Annotated in this window: 19 protein-coding genes; 10 read left to right on the top strand and 9 right to left on the bottom strand. The window is 63.9% G+C overall.

Annotation, left to right across the window (positions count from 1 at the left end):
• The first annotated feature begins 18 nt into the window (after window positions 1-18).
• Window positions 19-675, top strand: a complete 657-nt coding sequence (locus tag AC5ZG5_RS00670; RefSeq protein ID WP_196237382.1) for a S24 family peptidase — start codon at window positions 19-21, stop codon at window positions 673-675.
• A gap of 54 nt (window positions 676-729) precedes the next feature.
• Window positions 730-1,941 (top strand): NAD(P)/FAD-dependent oxidoreductase, encoded by a 1,212-nt coding sequence (locus tag AC5ZG5_RS00665; protein WP_456640711.1) that lies wholly within the window; start codon window positions 730-732, stop codon window positions 1,939-1,941.
• Window positions 1,942-2,235: 294 nt separating this feature from the next.
• Here AC5ZG5_RS00665 and AC5ZG5_RS00660 read toward each other — a convergent pair whose 3' ends face one another.
• The gene (locus tag AC5ZG5_RS00660) at window positions 2,236-3,018 is read right to left on the bottom strand and encodes a class II aldolase/adducin family protein (protein WP_456640710.1); all 783 of its coding nucleotides are present in this window, start codon (window positions 3,016-3,018) and stop codon (window positions 2,236-2,238) included.
• A 238-nt stretch (window positions 3,019-3,256) separates the two neighbouring features.
• Here AC5ZG5_RS00660 and AC5ZG5_RS00655 point away from each other — a divergent pair, with 238 nt between their 5' ends.
• On the top strand, window positions 3,257-4,189 hold the full coding sequence (locus AC5ZG5_RS00655; protein ID WP_456640709.1) for a 2-dehydropantoate 2-reductase: 933 nt from the start codon (window positions 3,257-3,259) through the stop codon (window positions 4,187-4,189).
• Window positions 4,190-4,370: 181 nt separating this feature from the next.
• On the opposite strand, the gene AC5ZG5_RS00650 is transcribed toward AC5ZG5_RS00655, so the two are convergent.
• The 5 genes from AC5ZG5_RS00650 to AC5ZG5_RS00630 all read right to left on the bottom strand — a co-directional run bounded on the left by AC5ZG5_RS00650 (window position 4,371) and on the right by AC5ZG5_RS00630 (window position 8,641).
• Window positions 4,371-6,011, bottom strand: a complete 1,641-nt coding sequence (locus AC5ZG5_RS00650; protein ID WP_130227542.1) for a lysine--tRNA ligase — start codon at window positions 6,009-6,011, stop codon at window positions 4,371-4,373.
• 176 nt (window positions 6,012-6,187) lie between these two features.
• Window positions 6,188-7,105 carry an ABC transporter substrate-binding protein gene (locus AC5ZG5_RS00645; RefSeq protein WP_456640708.1) on the bottom strand — a complete coding sequence of 306 codons (918 nt, stop codon included), beginning with the start codon at window positions 7,103-7,105 and terminating at the stop codon, window positions 6,188-6,190.
• Between the two features lie 68 nt (window positions 7,106-7,173).
• Complete coding sequence (locus AC5ZG5_RS00640; RefSeq protein ID WP_028167642.1) at window positions 7,174-7,764, bottom strand: SCO family protein; 591 nt, start codon at window positions 7,762-7,764, stop codon at window positions 7,174-7,176.
• A 21-nt stretch (window positions 7,765-7,785) separates the two neighbouring features.
• Window positions 7,786-7,950: a hypothetical protein gene (locus AC5ZG5_RS00635; RefSeq protein WP_456640707.1), complete on the bottom strand. Its 165-nt coding sequence runs from the start codon at window positions 7,948-7,950 to the stop codon at window positions 7,786-7,788.
• A gap of 226 nt (window positions 7,951-8,176) precedes the next feature.
• Window positions 8,177-8,641, bottom strand: coding sequence for a hypothetical protein (locus AC5ZG5_RS00630; protein WP_028163486.1), 465 nt, complete (start codon window positions 8,639-8,641; stop codon window positions 8,177-8,179).
• Between the two features lie 271 nt (window positions 8,642-8,912).
• Between AC5ZG5_RS00630 and AC5ZG5_RS00625 the strand changes: the two genes are divergently transcribed.
• Together AC5ZG5_RS00625 and AC5ZG5_RS00620 are read left to right on the top strand one after the other, a co-directional pair.
• Window positions 8,913-10,571: an FAD-binding dehydrogenase gene (locus tag AC5ZG5_RS00625; RefSeq protein WP_456640706.1), complete on the top strand. Its 1,659-nt coding sequence runs from the start codon at window positions 8,913-8,915 to the stop codon at window positions 10,569-10,571.
• Between the two features lie 65 nt (window positions 10,572-10,636).
• Complete coding sequence (locus tag AC5ZG5_RS00620; protein WP_208830444.1) at window positions 10,637-10,987, top strand: RidA family protein; 351 nt, start codon at window positions 10,637-10,639, stop codon at window positions 10,985-10,987.
• A 98-nt stretch (window positions 10,988-11,085) separates the two neighbouring features.
• Here AC5ZG5_RS00620 and glk read toward each other — a convergent pair whose 3' ends face one another.
• Window positions 11,086-12,054, bottom strand: a complete 969-nt coding sequence (gene glk / locus AC5ZG5_RS00615) for a glucokinase (RefSeq protein WP_456640705.1) — start codon at window positions 12,052-12,054, stop codon at window positions 11,086-11,088.
• Between the two features lie 202 nt (window positions 12,055-12,256).
• Window positions 12,257-12,712, bottom strand: a complete 456-nt coding sequence (locus AC5ZG5_RS00610) for a CBS domain-containing protein (protein ID WP_028163482.1) — start codon at window positions 12,710-12,712, stop codon at window positions 12,257-12,259.
• 304 nt (window positions 12,713-13,016) lie between these two features.
• On the opposite strand from AC5ZG5_RS00610, the gene AC5ZG5_RS00605 reads away from it, so the two are divergent.
• The 3 genes from AC5ZG5_RS00605 to AC5ZG5_RS00595 all read left to right on the top strand — a co-directional run bounded on the left by AC5ZG5_RS00605 (window position 13,017) and on the right by AC5ZG5_RS00595 (window position 14,997).
• Complete coding sequence (locus AC5ZG5_RS00605; RefSeq protein ID WP_456640704.1) at window positions 13,017-13,853, top strand: universal stress protein; 837 nt, start codon at window positions 13,017-13,019, stop codon at window positions 13,851-13,853.
• A gap of 241 nt (window positions 13,854-14,094) precedes the next feature.
• Window positions 14,095-14,766, top strand: coding sequence for a helix-turn-helix domain-containing protein (locus AC5ZG5_RS00600; protein WP_456640703.1), 672 nt, complete (start codon window positions 14,095-14,097; stop codon window positions 14,764-14,766).
• Between the two features lie 27 nt (window positions 14,767-14,793).
• The gene (locus AC5ZG5_RS00595; RefSeq protein WP_456640702.1) at window positions 14,794-14,997 is read left to right on the top strand and encodes a hypothetical protein; all 204 of its coding nucleotides are present in this window, start codon (window positions 14,794-14,796) and stop codon (window positions 14,995-14,997) included.
• Between the two features lie 27 nt (window positions 14,998-15,024).
• Here the strand turns inward: AC5ZG5_RS00595 and AC5ZG5_RS00590 are convergent, their stop codons facing one another.
• Window positions 15,025-16,179 carry an alpha/beta fold hydrolase gene (locus AC5ZG5_RS00590; RefSeq protein ID WP_456640701.1) on the bottom strand — a complete coding sequence of 385 codons (1,155 nt, stop codon included), beginning with the start codon at window positions 16,177-16,179 and terminating at the stop codon, window positions 15,025-15,027.
• Window positions 16,180-16,309: 130 nt separating this feature from the next.
• Here AC5ZG5_RS00590 and AC5ZG5_RS00585 point away from each other — a divergent pair, with 130 nt between their 5' ends.
• Together AC5ZG5_RS00585 and AC5ZG5_RS00580 are read left to right on the top strand one after the other, a co-directional pair.
• Complete coding sequence (locus AC5ZG5_RS00585; protein WP_456640700.1) at window positions 16,310-16,519, top strand: ChaB family protein; 210 nt, start codon at window positions 16,310-16,312, stop codon at window positions 16,517-16,519.
• A gap of 185 nt (window positions 16,520-16,704) precedes the next feature.
• On the top strand, window positions 16,705-17,070 hold the full coding sequence (locus AC5ZG5_RS00580; protein WP_456640699.1) for a nuclear transport factor 2 family protein: 366 nt from the start codon (window positions 16,705-16,707) through the stop codon (window positions 17,068-17,070).
• The last annotated feature ends 47 nt before the right edge of the window (window positions 17,071-17,117 follow it).

Raw genomic sequence — 17,117 nt, 5'->3', positions numbered from 1 at the left:
CAGAACGGCGGAATTCCGATGGTCAGACCGCCCAAGCAATCGCGCCTGCTGACCCACGGCCAGGTCTGGGCCGCACTGGACCGGCTGGCGGAGCGCGCCGGATTGTCACCGTCCGGGCTTGCCCGGCGCGCCGGGCTGGATCCCACGACCTTCAACAAGTCCAAGCGCATCACCGCCGACGGCCGCGAGCGTTGGCCCTCGACCGAATCGGTTGCGAAGGCGCTCGCCGCGACCAACGTGTCCATAGACACCTTCGTGCAGTTGATCGGCGACGGCGGCGGCCGCGGCGGCCCGTCAGTGCCGCTGATCGGCCTTGCCGAAGCGTCGGCAAGCGATGCTTTCGACGACAGCGGCTTTCCGACCGGCAAAGGCTGGGACGAAGTGGCGCTACCGACCGTCCCCGACGAGCACGCCTTCGCGCTCGAAATCTTCGGCGACACGCTGCGGCCGGTTTTCCGCGAGGGCGATATCATCCTGGTGTCGCCGTCAACTCCGATCCGCCGCGGCGATCGCGTGGTGGTGCGGACCAAGGACGGCGAGATACTGGTGAAGGAGTGCAAACGCCGCACGGCGAAGACGCTCGAATTGCAGTCGCTCAATCCGGCGGAAGCAGATCGCACGCTCGCGGCCGAGGACGTCGCCTGGATCGCGCGGATCGTGTGGGTGAGGCAGTAACTCTCTGGTGTCGTCCCTGCGAACGCAAGGGACCCATAATCACAGGAGGTTGTTGTGGCGCGCATTATTGTCCTTGGTGCGGGATTCGCCGGCCTCTGGGCTGCCATCGGGGCTGCGCGCATGCGCGACGAGATCGGCCGGGCGGCCGAGGTCGAGATTCTCGTCATCGATCGCAATCCCTATCACAACATTCGAGTCCGCAATTACGAAGTCGACCTGAGCGAGGCGGCGATCCCGCTTGGCGAGGTGCTGGACCCTATCGGCGTCGCTCACAGACTTGCCGAGGTGCAAGCGATCGATGCGGTCAAACAGCAGGTGACCGTCGCAGCGAGCGACGGCCCGGAGGTTTTGACTTACGATCGGCTGGTGCTGGCGCTTGGCAGCGAACTGGCGCGCCCGGCGATTGCCGGCCTCGCGGCGAACGGCTTCGACGTGGACTCCTATGCGGCTGCCGTCCGGCTCGACGCACATCTCGCAGCGCTCGGCGCCGAGGCGCCATCGGAAGCGCGCTCCACGGTGGTCGTGGTCGGCGCCGGTTTCACCGGAATTGAGGTCGCAACCGAGATGCCGGGCAAGCTCGATCGAGCCGGCGTGACCGACGGGCAACGCATCGTTCTCATCGACCCCAATCCCGCGGTTGGCGTCACGATCGGGGATAATGCCCGCCCTGTCATCAATGAGGCGCTCTTGGCCCTCGGCGTCGAAACGCGACTGGGCGTGAGGGTTACCGCTATCGAGCCGAACGCGATCGCGCTCAGTTCGGGGGAGATCATTCCGACACGGACAGTCGTGTGGTGCGCGGGCATGCGCGCAAGTCCGCTGGCTGAGGCGCTGGATGTTGAACGCGACCGGTATGGTCGCGTCATCGTCGATCAATTCATGCGCGTGACCGGTGCAACAAATGTCTTTGCCGCCGGCGATGTGGCCTGCAGTTTCGTGGACGGCGTCCACGCCTCCGTGATGTCCTGCCAGTTCGCCCGGCCGATGGGCCGCTTCGCAGGCCATAACGTCGTGGCCGACCTGTTCGGGCAGCCGATGCTACCGCTTCATATTGATTGGTATGTCACCGTGCTCGATCTCGGCGCGTGGGGGGCTTTGTACACGGAAGGGTGGGATCGCCAGGTGCGTACCAGCGGGGCTGCCGCGAAATTGACCAAGCAGACCATCAATCACGTGCGGATCTATCCGCCGCGGACCGGTGATCGTGCGGAGATTCTCGCGGCTGCGGCGCCGACGCTGCAGGCGCCGCCGGCCGTGCGATCGTAAACGTCGGCTGCAGAAGCATCGCGCGTAGACTCGGCATTCTCGTCGTCCCCGCGAGGCGGGGACCCATAACCACAGGGAGCTGTTGTGGCGCGAATAAGCGGTTGCAGCGGAGCACATTACTGTGGTTGGGGTCCCGGCTACACCAAGCGGCTTCGCCGCGGCGCGCAAGCCCCGGACGACGCCGTCATTGCGAGGAGCGAAGCGACGAAGCAATCCACATCTCCACAAGCGGTGAGATGGATTGCTTCGCTTCGCTCGCAATGACGGCTTGGATGCAGTCGCGCAAACCTCACCTTACGTCGCGTAGTCCGGCTCCTTGCGGTCCAGCATGCGCTTGAGCGCATCGAAGTGCCGCTGCGCCGGGCTTGGGCCCTTGTAGAGGCTGGTGCCGCCGATATCGCGCATGGTCTTTTCGACCACGGGAGCAGGCAGCTTCTTCAGCGGCTGTCCGGTCCACATCGCATAGATCTGCACCTGCGCGGCGCGCTCGATGTAGTAGAGCCGGTCATAGGCCGCCGCGACGGTCTCGCCGACGGTCGAGATGCCGTGGTTGGCCATGAATAGAATGGTCTTGTCGCCGATCACCCTGGCGAGCCGCGCGCCTTCGGCCGGATCGAGCGCCGGGCCGGTGTATTCGTCGTCATAGGCGATCTTGCCGGCCATGCCGACTTCGGTCTGGCCGATCTCCTTGATGCGGGGATCCTCGAGCCGGGTCAGCGCGCTGGCAAACGGCATGTGGGTGTGAAACACCGCTTTGGCCTGCGGCAGCGCCTTGTGGATCGGGGCGTGGATGCAATAGCAGGAGCGCTCGACCTCGCCCTCGCCGCGCTTGACCTCGGCATCGTCGATGCCGACTTCCATGAAAGAGGAAGCGGTCACCTCCGACCAATGCATGCCGAACGGAATCTGATAGTAGCGGTCGCTGCGGCCGGGCACCACGAAGGTCAGATGGTTGAAGATGCCCTCGCTGAAACCCTGGATGAAGGCGAGCCGGTGCGCGGCGGCGAGATCGACGCGCGCCTGCCACTCTGCGGCGCCTTGATCGGTAAGCGTGTCCGGCGAAACCCTGAATTGCATGTTGATCCTCCCTTGCGCGCCTGTGCTGGCGGCTTGTTATTGGCGCAGTCTAGCTCAAATTGCCGCCGCCCCGATTGCAATTACCGTGCACCAACCATCCCAATTTCGCGAGGCGGGCGCGGCGCATTGGCGGCAGTTGGCAGCATGTTTTCGATAGAACAACGCGGCAAGACGCAGTTTGCGTTGGCAAAGCCGGCAATGTTCGCCCTACAGTTAAGGATGAGGAGACCTGTTTCGGATGACTGCTGGCACTGAAGGAAACCCGGATCGCAAAACCATTGCCGTCGTCGGCCTCGGAAGCATCGGCGGTATCATCGCCGGCCTGTTGCGCGCGGCGGACCGGCACGATGTGGTCGCCTGTGTCAGGCGGCCGCTCGATCGTCTCGTGGTCGAGCGTGCGGAAGGCGCAATCGATGTTCCGCTTCGCGCATTGACCGATCCGGAGCAGACGACGCCGGTGGACTGGGTGCTGTTCTGCACCAAGGCGCAGGACACGCCGTCAAGCGCGCCGTGGCTTGCAAGAATCTGCGGCGCCGGCACCCGGATCGCGGTCCTGCAGAACGGCATCGGACACAAGGACCGGCTGGCACCATTGGCCGGACACGCAACCATTATTCCCACGCTCGTCTATTACAATGGCGAGCGATTGGCGCCGGACCGCGTTCGCTTTCGACGTGCCGGCGACTATGAGTTCACGGTCGCGGACGATGCCGATGGACGCGCGTTCGAAGCCCTGCTCGAAGAAACCGGCATGCGGGTGCTGCGCAGCAACGACTTCGCCACACTCGCCTGGCGAAAGCTCCTGATCAACGCGGTCGCCAATCCGATCACCGCGCTGACCCTGCTGCGGCAGGCGGTGTTCCGGCGCGATGACGTCAAGGCGCTGTGTCTTGCCATCCTCGAAGAGGCTGTTGCCGTCGGGCGCGCCGATGGCGCTCGCCTCGAGGCAGATGAGGCCCAGCGAATGCTGGCGACGCTGCTCACCTATCCGCCCGACGCCGGCACCTCGATGTATTTCGATCGCTTCGCCGGCCGACCGTTCGAAGCCGACGCGCTCACCGGCGCGATCGTCGCGGCCGGCGAACGACATGGCGTGGCGACGCCGCTCAACGGTCTGTTGCTGACGCTATTGCGTGCGACGAGTGATGGGTTGCGGGATGCGAAGCGGTAGGGTGGGCAAAGCGAAGCGTGCCCACCATTCCTTGCGCCACGCTTGATGGTGGGCACGCTTCGCTTTGCCCACCCTACGGGACGATCATTGCCGCGCTTGACCCGCCAATCCATCGGCCAAAAGAATCTTGCGAAGCACGATGGATGCGCGGGTCAAGCCCGCGCATGATGGATTGAGAAAGCTACGACGACCTTGCCAGTGCGCCGTCGATCATGTTGACGGCGTTCTGGAGGCCGTAGACCGCGACGAAGGAGCCGAAGCGCGGGCCTTTCTCCTGGCCGAGCAGCACCTGGTAGAGCATGTTGAACCAGTCGAGCGAGACGCCGGGGCGGCCGTCCTTGCCCTTCTTCACGGGATCGAGGAACGGCTCGCGGCGGCCGATCTCGTAGACCACGTTCTGGATGTCCTCCGCGGTCGAGTCCGGCGGCATGTTGGAGAGCGCATCACGCAAATCCTGCAGCGCCGCCCGCTCGCTCTCGGTCGGCTCGCGGAACTGCTTCGAGGGCGCGACGAAGTCGCGGTAGTAGTTGATGGCATAGCCGACCATCGCATCCAGCTTCGGATGCGTCTGCGGCGTCACGCCCGGGCGATAGCGGCCGATGAAGCCCCACAAGGTCTCGGCATTCTCCGCATTCGACGACGACACCAGCGTCAGCAGAAGCTGGAAGGTGACGGGCATGTCCACCTTCGGCGGATGGCCGGAGTGGATGTGCCAGACCGGATTTTGCAATTGCTGCCGCCCTTCCTGGCGCGGGAAGGCGTCGACGAACTGCTGGTATTCGTCGACATTGCGCGGGATCACGTCGAAATAGAGCCGCTTGGCCGCCTTCGGCTCGCGATACATGAACAGCGACAGCGATTCCGGCGAGGCATAGCGCAGCCATTCGTCGATTGTGAGCCCGTTGCCCTTCGACTTCGAGATCTTCTGGCCTTTGTCGTCGAGGAAGAGCTCGTAGTTGAAGCCTTCCGGCGGCGTGCCGCCGAGCGCCGCGCAGATCTTGCCCGACAGCTTCACCGAATCGATCAGGTCCTTGCCGGCCATCTCATAGTCGACGCCGAGCGCATACCAGCGCATCGCCCAGTCCGGCTTCCACTGCAATTTGCAGCGGCCGCCGGTGACGGGCACCGTGACGCTCTCCTTCGTCTCGGGGTCTTCATAAGAGATGGTGCCGGCCTTGGCGTCATGTGCGGTGACCGGCACGTAAAGCACAAGCCCGGTGCGCGGGCAGATCGGGAGGAACGGCGAATAGCTCGCGGCGCGCTCCTCGCGGAGCGAGGGCAGCATGATCGCCATCACCTTCTCGATCCGCTCCAGCATCCGCAGCAGCGCGGCGTCGAAGCGGCCCGAGGTGTAGTAGTCGGTCGAGCTGGCGAATTCGTAGTCGAAGCCGAACTGATCGAGGAAGGCCCGCAGCCGCGCATTGTTGTGCTCGCCGAAGCTCGGATGCGTGCCGAAGGGATCAGGCACCTTCGTCAGCGGCATGCCGAGGTGCTGCTCCAGCAGCTCCTTGTTCGGGACATTGTCCGGCACCTTGCGCAGGCCATCCATGTCGTCGGAGAAGGCCAGCAGGCGCGTCTTGATCTTGTCCTCCGTGAGCACGCGGAAGGCGTGGCGCACCATGGTGGTGCGCGCGACCTCGCCGAAGGTGCCGATATGGGGCAGGCCGGACGGGCCATAGCCGGTCTCGAACAGCACCTCATCCTTCGGATTTTTTTTCAGCCGCGCGACAATCGCTTTCGCCTGCTCGAACGGCCAGGCGTTGGATTGTTCGGCGAGCGCACGCAGGTCGCTCGGGCTTGCGGCAAGGTCAGTCACGGACATCAGGGGTCTCCCAAGGCCGCGGAAACTAACGGCCTTCGCGGCAAAATGCAAAATGAAGCCAATATCCAGCCGTCATTGCGAGGAGCGACAGCGACGAAGCAATCCATGCTTCAGCAAGCGGGAAAATGGATTGCTTCGCTCCGCTCGCAATGACGATGGATGGCGCCAGCTGATTCCTAGAACGGGCTGACGGAAAAATAGCGCAGCCACAGATCGGTGTAGCGGCCTTTTTCCCAGAGCCGGAACAGCGCCCAGTTTAACGCCTGGCGGAGCAGGTCGTTGCCCTTGCGCACGGCAATGCCGATGCCCTCGCCGAAGAAGCGGCTCTCGACGAAGGGGCCGCCGGAGAAGGCGCAGCATTCGGCCGAATCGGTGCCGTTGATCCAGAACGCGAGCGCGATCGCGTCGCCGAAGATGAAATCGACTTCGCCGCGGCGAAGCGCCTGCCGGAGCGCATCGTCGTTGGGATAGGGGTGCAGCTCGGCGTCGGTGAACATCGCCTTCAGATAGGCTTCGTGCGCGGTGCCGCCGATGACGCCGACCTTCTTGCCTTCGAGATATTCCGGCCGCACCTCCGGCAGCACGGCGTTGCGCCGCGACACGAAGCGGGCCGGCGCGCGGTAATAGGGATCGGAGAAATCGACCCTTGTGCGCAATTGCGGCGTCACCGCCATCGAGGCGATGATGGCATCGCCCCTGTTGGTGGCGAGCGCATCCACCAGAGTCTCGAAGCGGCGCATCTGGATGGTGCAGGTGACCTTGATCTCCTCGCAGATCGCGCGCGCCAGGTCGACATTGAAACCGGCGGGATTGCCGTCGGGGCCGGTGAAGTTGAACGGCGGATAATCGGTTTCGGTCAGGAACCGGATCACGGTGATGCGCGACAGATCCGGCCGTTCCGGCCGCCGCCGCGGATCCCAGAAACCGGGCACCGCCTGCGGCGCCGCCTCGACGGGCGGCTTCGGCGGCGTTTGCGGCTGTGGGGTTTGTGCATTCGCCGCGCCGCTAAAAACAGCCAACGCCGCCACGACCAGCCATCCGGCCATGGCGCGGATAGAACGGGAGATGTCGAGCGGGGCGGTCTGATGAGGCATTCGGCCGGGCAATGTTGCGGAATTGGACGGCCTTATAGACCATCCGGGGCATGATGCGAGGCTTTAGCTCAGAGATAGCGCTTGAGGTCGGCCGCAGCTTCTTCCGGGCTGCGTTTGAGGTTGAACGGGGAGACGAACTTGCCGTCGCGGTCCATCAGATAGATCAGCGCGGTGTGGTCCATTGTGTAGTCGCCGTCCTTGAGCGGGACCTTCTTGGCGTAGACGCGATAGGCCGACAGCACCTTGGCGATGGCATCGGGGTTGCCGGTGAGGCCCTTCAGATGCGGGTCGAAGCTGGAGAGATAGTCCTTCATCGCCGCCGCGGTGTCGCGCTCCGGATCAACCGAGACGAAATAGGCGTTCACCTTGTCGGCGTCCGTGCCCATCGCCCGCAGCACTTCGGAAATCTCGAACAGCGAGGTCGGGCAGACGTCGGGGCAATGGGTGAAGCCGAAGAAGATCAGGGTCGGCTTGCCCTTCAGGCTCTTGTCGGTGATGGTCTGGCCGGCTTGGTCGGTGAGCTGGAACGGGCCGCCGATCGCCGACGGGGTGGTCATGCTGCGCAGGCCGCCCATGGTCCAGAACAACAGCAATAGCCCAATCGCCAGGCTGCCGGCGAAGGCAGCCACGATCACGAGCGGGCGGGTGGTCCGATCCATGAAAAAATTCCTCTTATTGGATCAGAAACAGGCCGAGACGCCGGCCGCGATGGTCTCGAAGAACACCGCCGTGCCGTAATGGAACCAGAGCGCGCCCGCGCCCAGCACGACGACCGCGCCCAGCCCCGCGGCACCCCAGGCGATGGCGGACGCCGCCTTGCCCTGTGCCGAGGCCGGCGCGGTCATTCCATGAGAGGCGGAAACCGGCTGAACCATGTGCTTGAAATAAGCCCGGTTCCGCCGCCCGGCAAGCGCAATGCTGCGGCGCGCCGTCACATCATGTGGAGGGAAATACCGAACTGTCGCCGCTCGTCATGCCCGGGCTCGACCCGGGCATCCACGTCTTCCTTGACGTCAAGAACGTGGATGGCCGGGTCAAGCCCGCCCATGACGGCAGAGGGCGACCGCGCCTCTAGCGCGCCCGGTTGGCGGAGGCCTGGGCGTCGAGGTAGCAGGGCCGGAACATGGCCTGCAGGGCCTTGCCGCGCAGGAAGATCATCCTCGGGGTGAGGCCGCCGCGGGAGGCGATCCAGCGGCGGATCGAGGTCGGGTACATCGAGTACAGCATCTGGGTCGCTTCGGGATTGGTGATGGCGCGGCCGTTGGCGCCGAAATCCCATGCAGCGTGGAAACCGAGATTGGCATGCGAGGTGACGCAGATCCGATTATGCGGAACCGCACCCAGCACGATGGTGCAGGCCGATGCGCAGAGGCCGTCGATGATGACGGTTTCGCCGGAACTGCGAAGGCCTTGATATCTGTCGACGTAAGTACCGATCCTGCCGCCACGATCGTCGGCGATCCGCACCACCGCATGCGAAGCCCCCATACCCGCCAGCAGGAGAACCGCCGCGAGCAACCCCGTCATCAACTTCATGGCCTGCCCCAGTCGAATATCGAATCCGTTGATCTTAGTGATGCAAGACTTTGGCCAGCGTGTTGCGGGTCTGGATTTTTGTCCAGCCGTCACAGCTCGATCAAAACAAATTCAAATCGAGTGTTGCGCACACGCTGCAGTTTGCGGATGAGAGGTCCCAAACTGAAACAACCTTACCGTGTCCTCGCGGAACGGCCGCCAAGCTCCCTTTGCCGTTGACCGCGCGCGAACGTGCAGGTCTCATTCAAAGGGAACTCGGGGGAAGAAAGACATGGCTGAGGATGTAGACGTCATTGTGGTGGGCGCGGGTCTGGCAGGCCTTGTTGCCGCCACAGAGATTACAGATGCCGGAAAACGCGTCATCGTGGTCGAGCAGGAAGGTGAACAATCGCTCGGGGGCCAAGCGTTCTGGTCATTCGGAGGATTGTTCCTGGTCGATTCGCCGGAGCAGCGCCGGCTCGGCATCAAGGACTCTCACGCGCTCGCGCTGCAGGACTGGATGGGAACCGCGGGCTTCGATCGCGACGAAGACCATTGGCCGCGGCGCTGGGCGGAAGCCTACGTCGCTTTCGCCGCGGGTGAGAAGCGCGACTGGCTGCGCGCGATGGGCCATCGCCTGTTTCCGATCGTCGGCTGGGCCGAGCGCGGCGGCTATGACGCGATGGGCCACGGCAATTCGGTGCCGCGCTTCCACGTCACCTGGGGCACCGGGCCGGGCATCGTCGAGCCGTTCGCGCGCCGCGCACGCGAGGCCGAAAAGAGCGGCAGGCTGATCTTCAAGTTCCGCCATCGCGTCGATGCGCTGTCGGTGACGAACGGTGCGATCGACGGCGTCACCGGCGCGATCCTCGAGCCGACCAATGTGGAGCGCGGCAAGAGCACCTCGCGCAATGTGGTCAGCGAATTCTCGCTGCGCGCGCCAGCCGTGATCGTGGCGTCCGGCGGCATCGGCGGCAATCATGACCTGGTGCGGCAGAACTGGCCGAAGCGATTGGGCGAACCGCCGCAGCACATGATCTCCGGCGTGCCCGCACATGTCGACGGCCGCATGATCGGCATCACCGAGGCGAGCGGCGCGCGGCTGATCAACCGCGACCGGATGTGGCACTACGTCGAGGGCATCCAGAACTGGAATCCAATCTGGCCGAAGCACGGCATCCGCATCCTGCCCGGGCCGTCATCGATGTGGTTCGATGCGACCGGACGGCGATTGCCGGCGCCGCTGTTTCCGGGCTCCGACACGCTCGGGCAACTGCAATATATCATGGGCACCGGCTATGATTATTCCTGGTTCATCCTGACCCAGAGCATCATCAAGAAGGAGTTCGCGCTCTCGGGCTCCGAGCAGAACCCCGATCTCACCGGCAAGAGCTGGCGCATGACGATCAAGCGCGCGACCAACAAAGGCGCGCCGGCGCCGGTGGAAGCGTTCAAAAAACACGGCGTCGACTTCATCGTGCGCGACAGGCTCGAGGATCTCATCGCTGCGATGAACCAGCTTTCCGGCGACAACCTGTTGAAGCTCGATCACATCCGGACGCAGATCGAGGCGCGTGACCGCGAGATCACGAATCCTTACGTGAAGGACGCGCAGGTGATGAACCTGCACAATGCGCGCAAATATATCGGCGACCGCCTGATCCGCACCGCCGCGCCGCATCGCATCCTCGATCCCGCGCATGGACCGCTGATCGCGGTGAAGCTCAACATCCTCACCCGCAAGACACTCGGCGGATTCGAGACCGATCTCGATTCACGTGTGTTCGGCCACGACGGCGAGATCACCCGGGGACTCTACGCCGTCGGCGAAGCCGCAGGATTCGGCGGCGGCGGCATGCACGGCTATCGCTCGCTGGAGGGGACTTTCCTCGGCGGCTGCCTGTTCTCCGGACGAAACGCGGGACGCGCCGCGGCGAAGGCGGTGGGATAAATCGCGACTCGCCAGTGTTAAGCGACTGCGCTAGGTAGTCACCCGCCAATCAACGGGAGAACAATATGACCATTCAGCGTTTTGAAACCGGGCCGCGGATGAGCCAGGTCGTCGTGCATGGCGACACGGTGTATCTGGCCGGCATCGTCGCCAACAAGACGGCCGGTGAAAGCGTGACGAAACAGACCGAGGAGATCCTCTCGATCATCGACGGCCATCTGGCAAAGGCCGGCACCGACAAATCGAAATTGCTGACGACGACGATCTACATCACCGACATGAAGACGTTTCCCGAGATGAACGCCGTGTGGGACCGCTGGGTGTCGGCAGGCAACACACCGGCGCGCGCCACCGTCGAGGCCAAGCTGGCGGCACCGCAATACAGTGTCGAGATCATGGTGACCGCGGCGAAGTAAGCGCGCCTTACTCGAGAATGGCGATGCCGGCCGTGACGCGCGGCCGGCATCGTGCATTTCGTCGAGCGTGATCGAGCGACTTCTATCGTCGAAGCGACCTATGCGGCGGCGACGTTGGTCTCGAAGAACGCCTTGAGCCCGACAAAAGTCACATCGGGCCTGGTGATGACATGGACCGGAATCTCCCGCAGATAGGCATCGAACCGGCCCTTGCTGGTGAAGCATGTGCCAAAACCCGATCCCGCCAGATGATCGACGAAACGAGGCACGATGCCGCCGGCGATATAGACGCCGCCGCGGGCGCCGAAGGTCAGCGCCAGATTGCCGCAGACCATGCCGAGCATCGCGCAGAACATGTCAAGCGCCGCCCGGCTCGTCGCGCAGCTCCCGTCAAGCGCGGCCTGCGTGATCGAGGCCGCATCGCGCGCGGGCGCGCCGGCGCCGTCGATGGCGTTCAAGGCATCATAGAGATTGGCGAGGCCGGACCCCGATAGCACACGTTCGATCGAGACGTGACCGAAGCGCCCGCGCAGGTGATCGATCACCCGCTCCTCCCGTTCCGACGTTGCCGGCAAGGTGGCATGGCCGGCTTCGGTGACAACTGCCACGGGCGGCTTGCTCGCCGGAACCAGGCAGGACGCGCCAAAGCCGGTCCCCGGCCCGACCACGAGCATGGGAGCGCCGGCGACCGGAGTTCGGCCGCCGAGCGACACCACGTCGGAAGCCCCCAGCGCCGGCAGCGACCAGGCCAGCGCCTCGAAATCATTGAGCAGATGCACAGCCGTGAAGGCGAATTGCTGGCGTAGGCTGGCCGCATCGAACATCCACGGGCTGTTGGTCAGCACCACGCGGTTGTTCTCGATCGGGCCCGCGATGCCGAAAATCGCCGCAGTGGCAACGCCGCCCGTCGCGTGGCGGGCGAGGAAGGCAGCGATCGCCTCCGCCGAGGTCGGATAGTCGGCGACCTTGACATGTTCGATGGGGCCGATCTGACCACCCCTGACGAGCGCGAAACGCGCATTGGTGCCGCCGATATCGGCGAGCAATGCTTGGCTGGTCCCGGTCATTGACTCCGTTCCTGTCGAGTTCCGATCAGCACGCGCCCATCTTTCGCCGCAGCCGCTTGCCGGTTCCCGTCCGTGCCTGCCGGCTGGCTCGCGGCGATGAGGTCCGAGTACCACTGCACGGCGGTTTTGGGAATCGGTCGCTGCGTGGGTTTATCAACGCAACCCAGGCCGAAAACGCTGCGAATAGCCCGCCGCCCCTTCGTCAGTGTTGCGGGCTCAAACAACGTTCGAGCGCAATGAGCAACTGCGTCCGGCCAACGATTCCGATGGGTTTGCCGTCGCGGACCACCAGCACCTGCGATATCTGGTGCGCGTCCATTCGCGTGACGACATCGTCTACCGTCGCGGTCTCATCCACGCGCACGGGATCCCGCGTCATGACGGCATCGACGCGCAACGCGTGCGTCCGCTCACGCATCAGATGACCCTCCGCTCTTCCGAGCATCAATTCGAGCAAGAACCCTGCGGGGCCAGTCACGCCCAGCTCCTGGCGATGCAGGAAATCACCTTCGGAGATGATGCCGACCAAAGATCCATCATCGTCGATCACAGGCAAGCCACGCTGGGTGGTTTCCAGGAGCAGGTGGACGGCATCGAGCAGCGGCGCGTTCGGCTTTATGGTGGCGAAGCAGGTTCGCATGACATCCGTTGCCAGCATTGTTTCTCTCCAAACAGGCTCGGGTCGCGAGAGCGTTTTCGAGCGAAGCATGCTCTCGGACTTGATCCGAGGGGTGGGCACCGGTTCGCGTGAAGAAAACGCGTCAAAGCAAAAATCTAGAGCTTCGGCTCTGGTTCAATCAGAACCTAAGCTCCAGCGTGCACCGGCGAGCCAGCCGGACCTTGATGTGCGTCAAAATGACGACGGCGCCCTCTGACCTGGATCAATACCTGGATCGGCCGTTGTGCTCTTATGGCTGCGTCCAATTCGGGCCGATTGCCACCAATTGTGGGGGAGAATGACGATGTTCAAGAACCTATTGGTGCTTATCCCTTCCGAACGTCCGGCGCGGCCGGTGATTGACGGCGCCGTGCTGCTGACCATGATGTACGGCGCCCACCTCGACGCGCTGTCCGTCGCCTACGAGACCGCCGATGTTCCGATCGCCGCGGCCGGCGGCGCTGCGGTCGCCATGATCGTCGAGGAGACCCGGCAGCACGCGCTGGAGCGCGCAGAGGCCGCGATGCTCGTTTTCGAGGTCGAGGCGAAGCACGCAGGGATTTCGTATACCTGCCGCACCATGAGCGCGACACCAGGCGAGGCAATCGCGATCGCCGGCGCCAGCGCCCGGCTTCATGATCTCACCGTCGTCCTGCAGCCGGAACCCGACCGCGATACATTCGACAACGATGTTCCGCAGGAAGTCCTGTTCCAGTCAGGCGGCCCGGTCTTGTTCATGCCCTATACCTTCCGCGGCGCATTTGCGGCGCGGCGCATCGGAATTTGCTGGGACGGAAGCCGCCTTGCCGGCCGTGCGCTGCGGGATGCCATGCCGCTGCTGCGGCACGCCGACGCGCTCACGATCATTTCCATCGGCAATCCGGGGGCGATTCCCGACGAAGCAAGCCCGCAGCGCCTCGTCGAACATCTGGCGCGGCTTGGACTGCCGGCCAAGATCATGGCCTTCCCGGCCGCGCACTCCGAAATCCAGCCGGCCATCCTGTCCGTTGCGGCCGACGAGAGCCTCGATCTGCTGGTGATGGGCGGTTACGGGCATTCGCGGCTGCAGGAACGGCTGCTCGGCGGCGTCACCCGCGAAATGCTCCAGTGCATGACGGTACCGACCCTGATGTCGCATTGAGCTGGCTGGCGGGCCTCCGCCGTCGCGTATCGTCCGTCATTGCGAGCGCAGCGAAGCAATCCATCGTTCCGCACGTGGAGCCATGGATTGCTTCGCTACGCTCGCAATGACGATTGTCTGGGTCCCAGCCCTCCGTAACATTCCTTAGGGTCCGTAATCTTCCTTAGGGAAGGGCTCCGAATTTTCAGGCGCGGTGCAGGCGGGCATTCTGGCTCCATCAGATGATTTGAAGGAGCCCGCCATGCACACCGACGCTTCCCGCCCCGTCATCCAGGCCGCGAGCACGCCGCACCGTCTCGGAAGCCCGGCCATGCAGGGACCGCTTGCGCTGATGGGCACGCGCTTTCAATATGCGCGCAATGCCGAGATCTACGGCGAAGGTGACGAAGCCGAATATCTCTATCAGGTAGTCTCTGGCACCGTTCGCACCTACAAGGTGCTGGAAGACGGCCGGCGTCAGATCGGCGGCTTCTATCTGCCGGGCGACATCTTCGGCTTTGAGGCGGGCGAAACGCACTCGTCTTCCGCCGAGGCCGTGAACGGGGCGCAGGTCCTGATCGTCAAGCGCAGCGCGGTGATGCTGCGTGCCGAGCGCGAGAAGGATCTGTCGCAGCAGCTTTGGGATGCCACCACGCGCGAACTGCAGCGCTTCCGCAATCACATGCTGCTCCTGATCAAGACGGCCGAGGAGCGGGTCGCGGGATTCCTGCTCGATATCGCCCGCCGCACCGCCAGCACGAATTCGGTCGAACTTGCGATGTCGCGCCAGGACATTGCCGATTACCTCGGCCTCACCATCGAGACCGTGTCGCGCACCTTCACCCAGTTGGAACAATCCGGCGCCATCACGCTGGCGACCTCGCGCCGGATCGAATTGCGGAACCGGGCTGCGCTAAACCGGCTGAACGCCTGACGAGGATAGAATCGACCGAGGTGTGCCATGAACCATTCATTGATCAGCGCGGATCGTGGCACCCATCGCAAGATCATTGCGCTTGGTGCTGCTGCCGCACTCGCGATCATGCTGCTGGCGGTTCATGGCCGAAGCAGCGACCGGACCGAAGCTTCGCGCCGGCAGCCCATTGTCCAGCATATTGCCGCGCCCGATGCGATGCGTCCGCTCGCACTAGCCGAGTTGAGATAGCCCGGCTCCCCGCCGAAAGCTTTCGTTTCACGCCCTGATCCTGGGCCTTGGTTCCGCAACATCGTCACCACCGGCCTGGAGCCAGCGGATGATCCGGCGCCACGAACGGCTCAAGCTCTCGCGCCCCATGAAAAGACCGAGGTGACCGCACGGCTCGGAGGACTGCTCCAGCCATTGCGGCGGCGTGCCGAGCAGGCGCGCCGTGGCGAGTGCCTGCTCGAGCGGCACGACAATGTCCTTCTCTGCTGCCAGCAGGAAGACCGGAACCGTCACATCGGCGAGATCGATCTTGTGGCCAAGCGCGATGAATTGTCCCTGGGCGATCCGGTTCTCGCGGAAGATCCAGTTGGTCGCCTCGATATAAAAGGTTCCCGGCAAATCCAGCAGCTTGCGATCCCAGCGCTCGAAGCGTGCCAGCAGTGCCGCCCCCTGTTCGGATCCATCGCCGACATCCCTCTGCAAGGTCGCTTCGACGTCCTGGGGGGTGAGCGGCATGCTCCAGAAGCGAAGCGTATGCTTGCCGCTTATGATGCCCTCTCCCTGGTGCACCAGCTCGTCGAACGCTGCCTCGGGCACACTTGCCACCATCCGCGACAGATCTGAGGGCACGGAGACATCGACCGGCGCACCGGCGAGCACGAGCCGCCGCACCTTGTGCGGAAAACGGGCGGCATAGACCAGCGACAGCCACCCGCCCTGGCACAAGCCGATGAGATCGACCGGTGCGCCGATGTCATCGACGGCCACGTTGAGGTCGGCGAGATAGCTGTCGATCGAAAGATAGCGCATCTCTGATGTCGCCGAGCACCAGTCGGTGACATAGATGCGATCCATGCCGCCCTGTTGCAGGGCCTGCACCAGGCTATGGCCGGGCGCGAAATCGGCGACCAAGGCCTCGTGCAACGAAAAGGGGGCACAGATCAGAAGCGGCTGGCCCGTCGCCTTGCGTGAAAAATCCCGCAGCCGCATCGAGGCGAGCTGCAGCGCGATCACGTTCGGCGTGGACCAGGGGGGCGGCGTTTCGTTCTCCGGCTCGGACGGCGTGGGCTCGCGACCAGCGAACCAATGCAGATAGGCTTCCAGCGCCAATCGCGTGGCTGCCATTGGCCATAGCAGCGTCTGCACCGCCCAATCCGTGTCGGCGCTCGGCTTCTCTTGCGGTGGTCTGCTCTTTTCACTCAAGCTCACCCCCTTTGCTCGCCGGCGCCATGGTCGGACAGGCATCAGCGGAAGGTTTGACCTCGATCAAGCGTGGACAATATAGGACCAGCATATTAGCGCTGGCCAGAGCGGGTTAGCAGGGGAGTTGTCCATGCCCTATCCCTCGAATGCGGATCTGCCATTTCCGGTTCGCAGCCATTTGCCTCCGCATGCCCAGGACATCTATCGCGAAGCCTTCAACCATTCCTTTGCCGCGCATGCGGGCGACATCAGGCAAGAGGAGATCGCACACCGGACCGCCTGGGCGGCGGTGAAGCGATCCTATGAGAAGGTCGGCGATCATTGGATCCAGAGAATCTAGAACCTGAAGAGTTTTGTTCGAATTGCTCTAGCGCGAAACCAACGGCTGGCACGTGATCCGGTTTCGCGCACCACCGCAGATTTCCAAGCGGCCGGCGATGACCTCGGAGGTAATCGATTAGCTCACGCCAACATCCGATAGTCCGCAGCAGCCGATCCATTCGGCGACACGCGAAGGAGAGCAAGATGACCGACCACAAAACCATCGCAAGCCGCTATATTGAACTGTGGAACGAGCGCACGCCGAGCCGGCGCCGCGAGATACTGGCCGAGAACTGGACCACGGACGCACGCTATGTCGATCCGCTGATGAGCGGCGACGGCCATGAAGGCGTCGATGCGCTGATATCGGGCGTCCAGGAAAAATTTCCGGCCTTCAAATTCAAACTGATCGGCGAACCCAACGGTTTCGGCGATCATCTCCGCTTTTGCTGGGGCCTTGGTCCCCAAGGCGCCGACGGCCCGATCAAGGGCACGGACTTCGCGGTGCTGAAGGACGGCCGCATCAAGAGCATCACCGGCTTCCTCGACCAGGTGCCGCAGGGCGCGTGATATGATGCGGTGCATGGCGGTGTTGCCGACGCAACATCCGTCAGCCT

The organism is Bradyrhizobium sp. Ses1 (assembly GCF_059512365.1).
The sequence above is the reverse complement of the archived record's forward strand: the minus strand, read 5'-3'. Positions and strand labels throughout refer to the sequence as shown.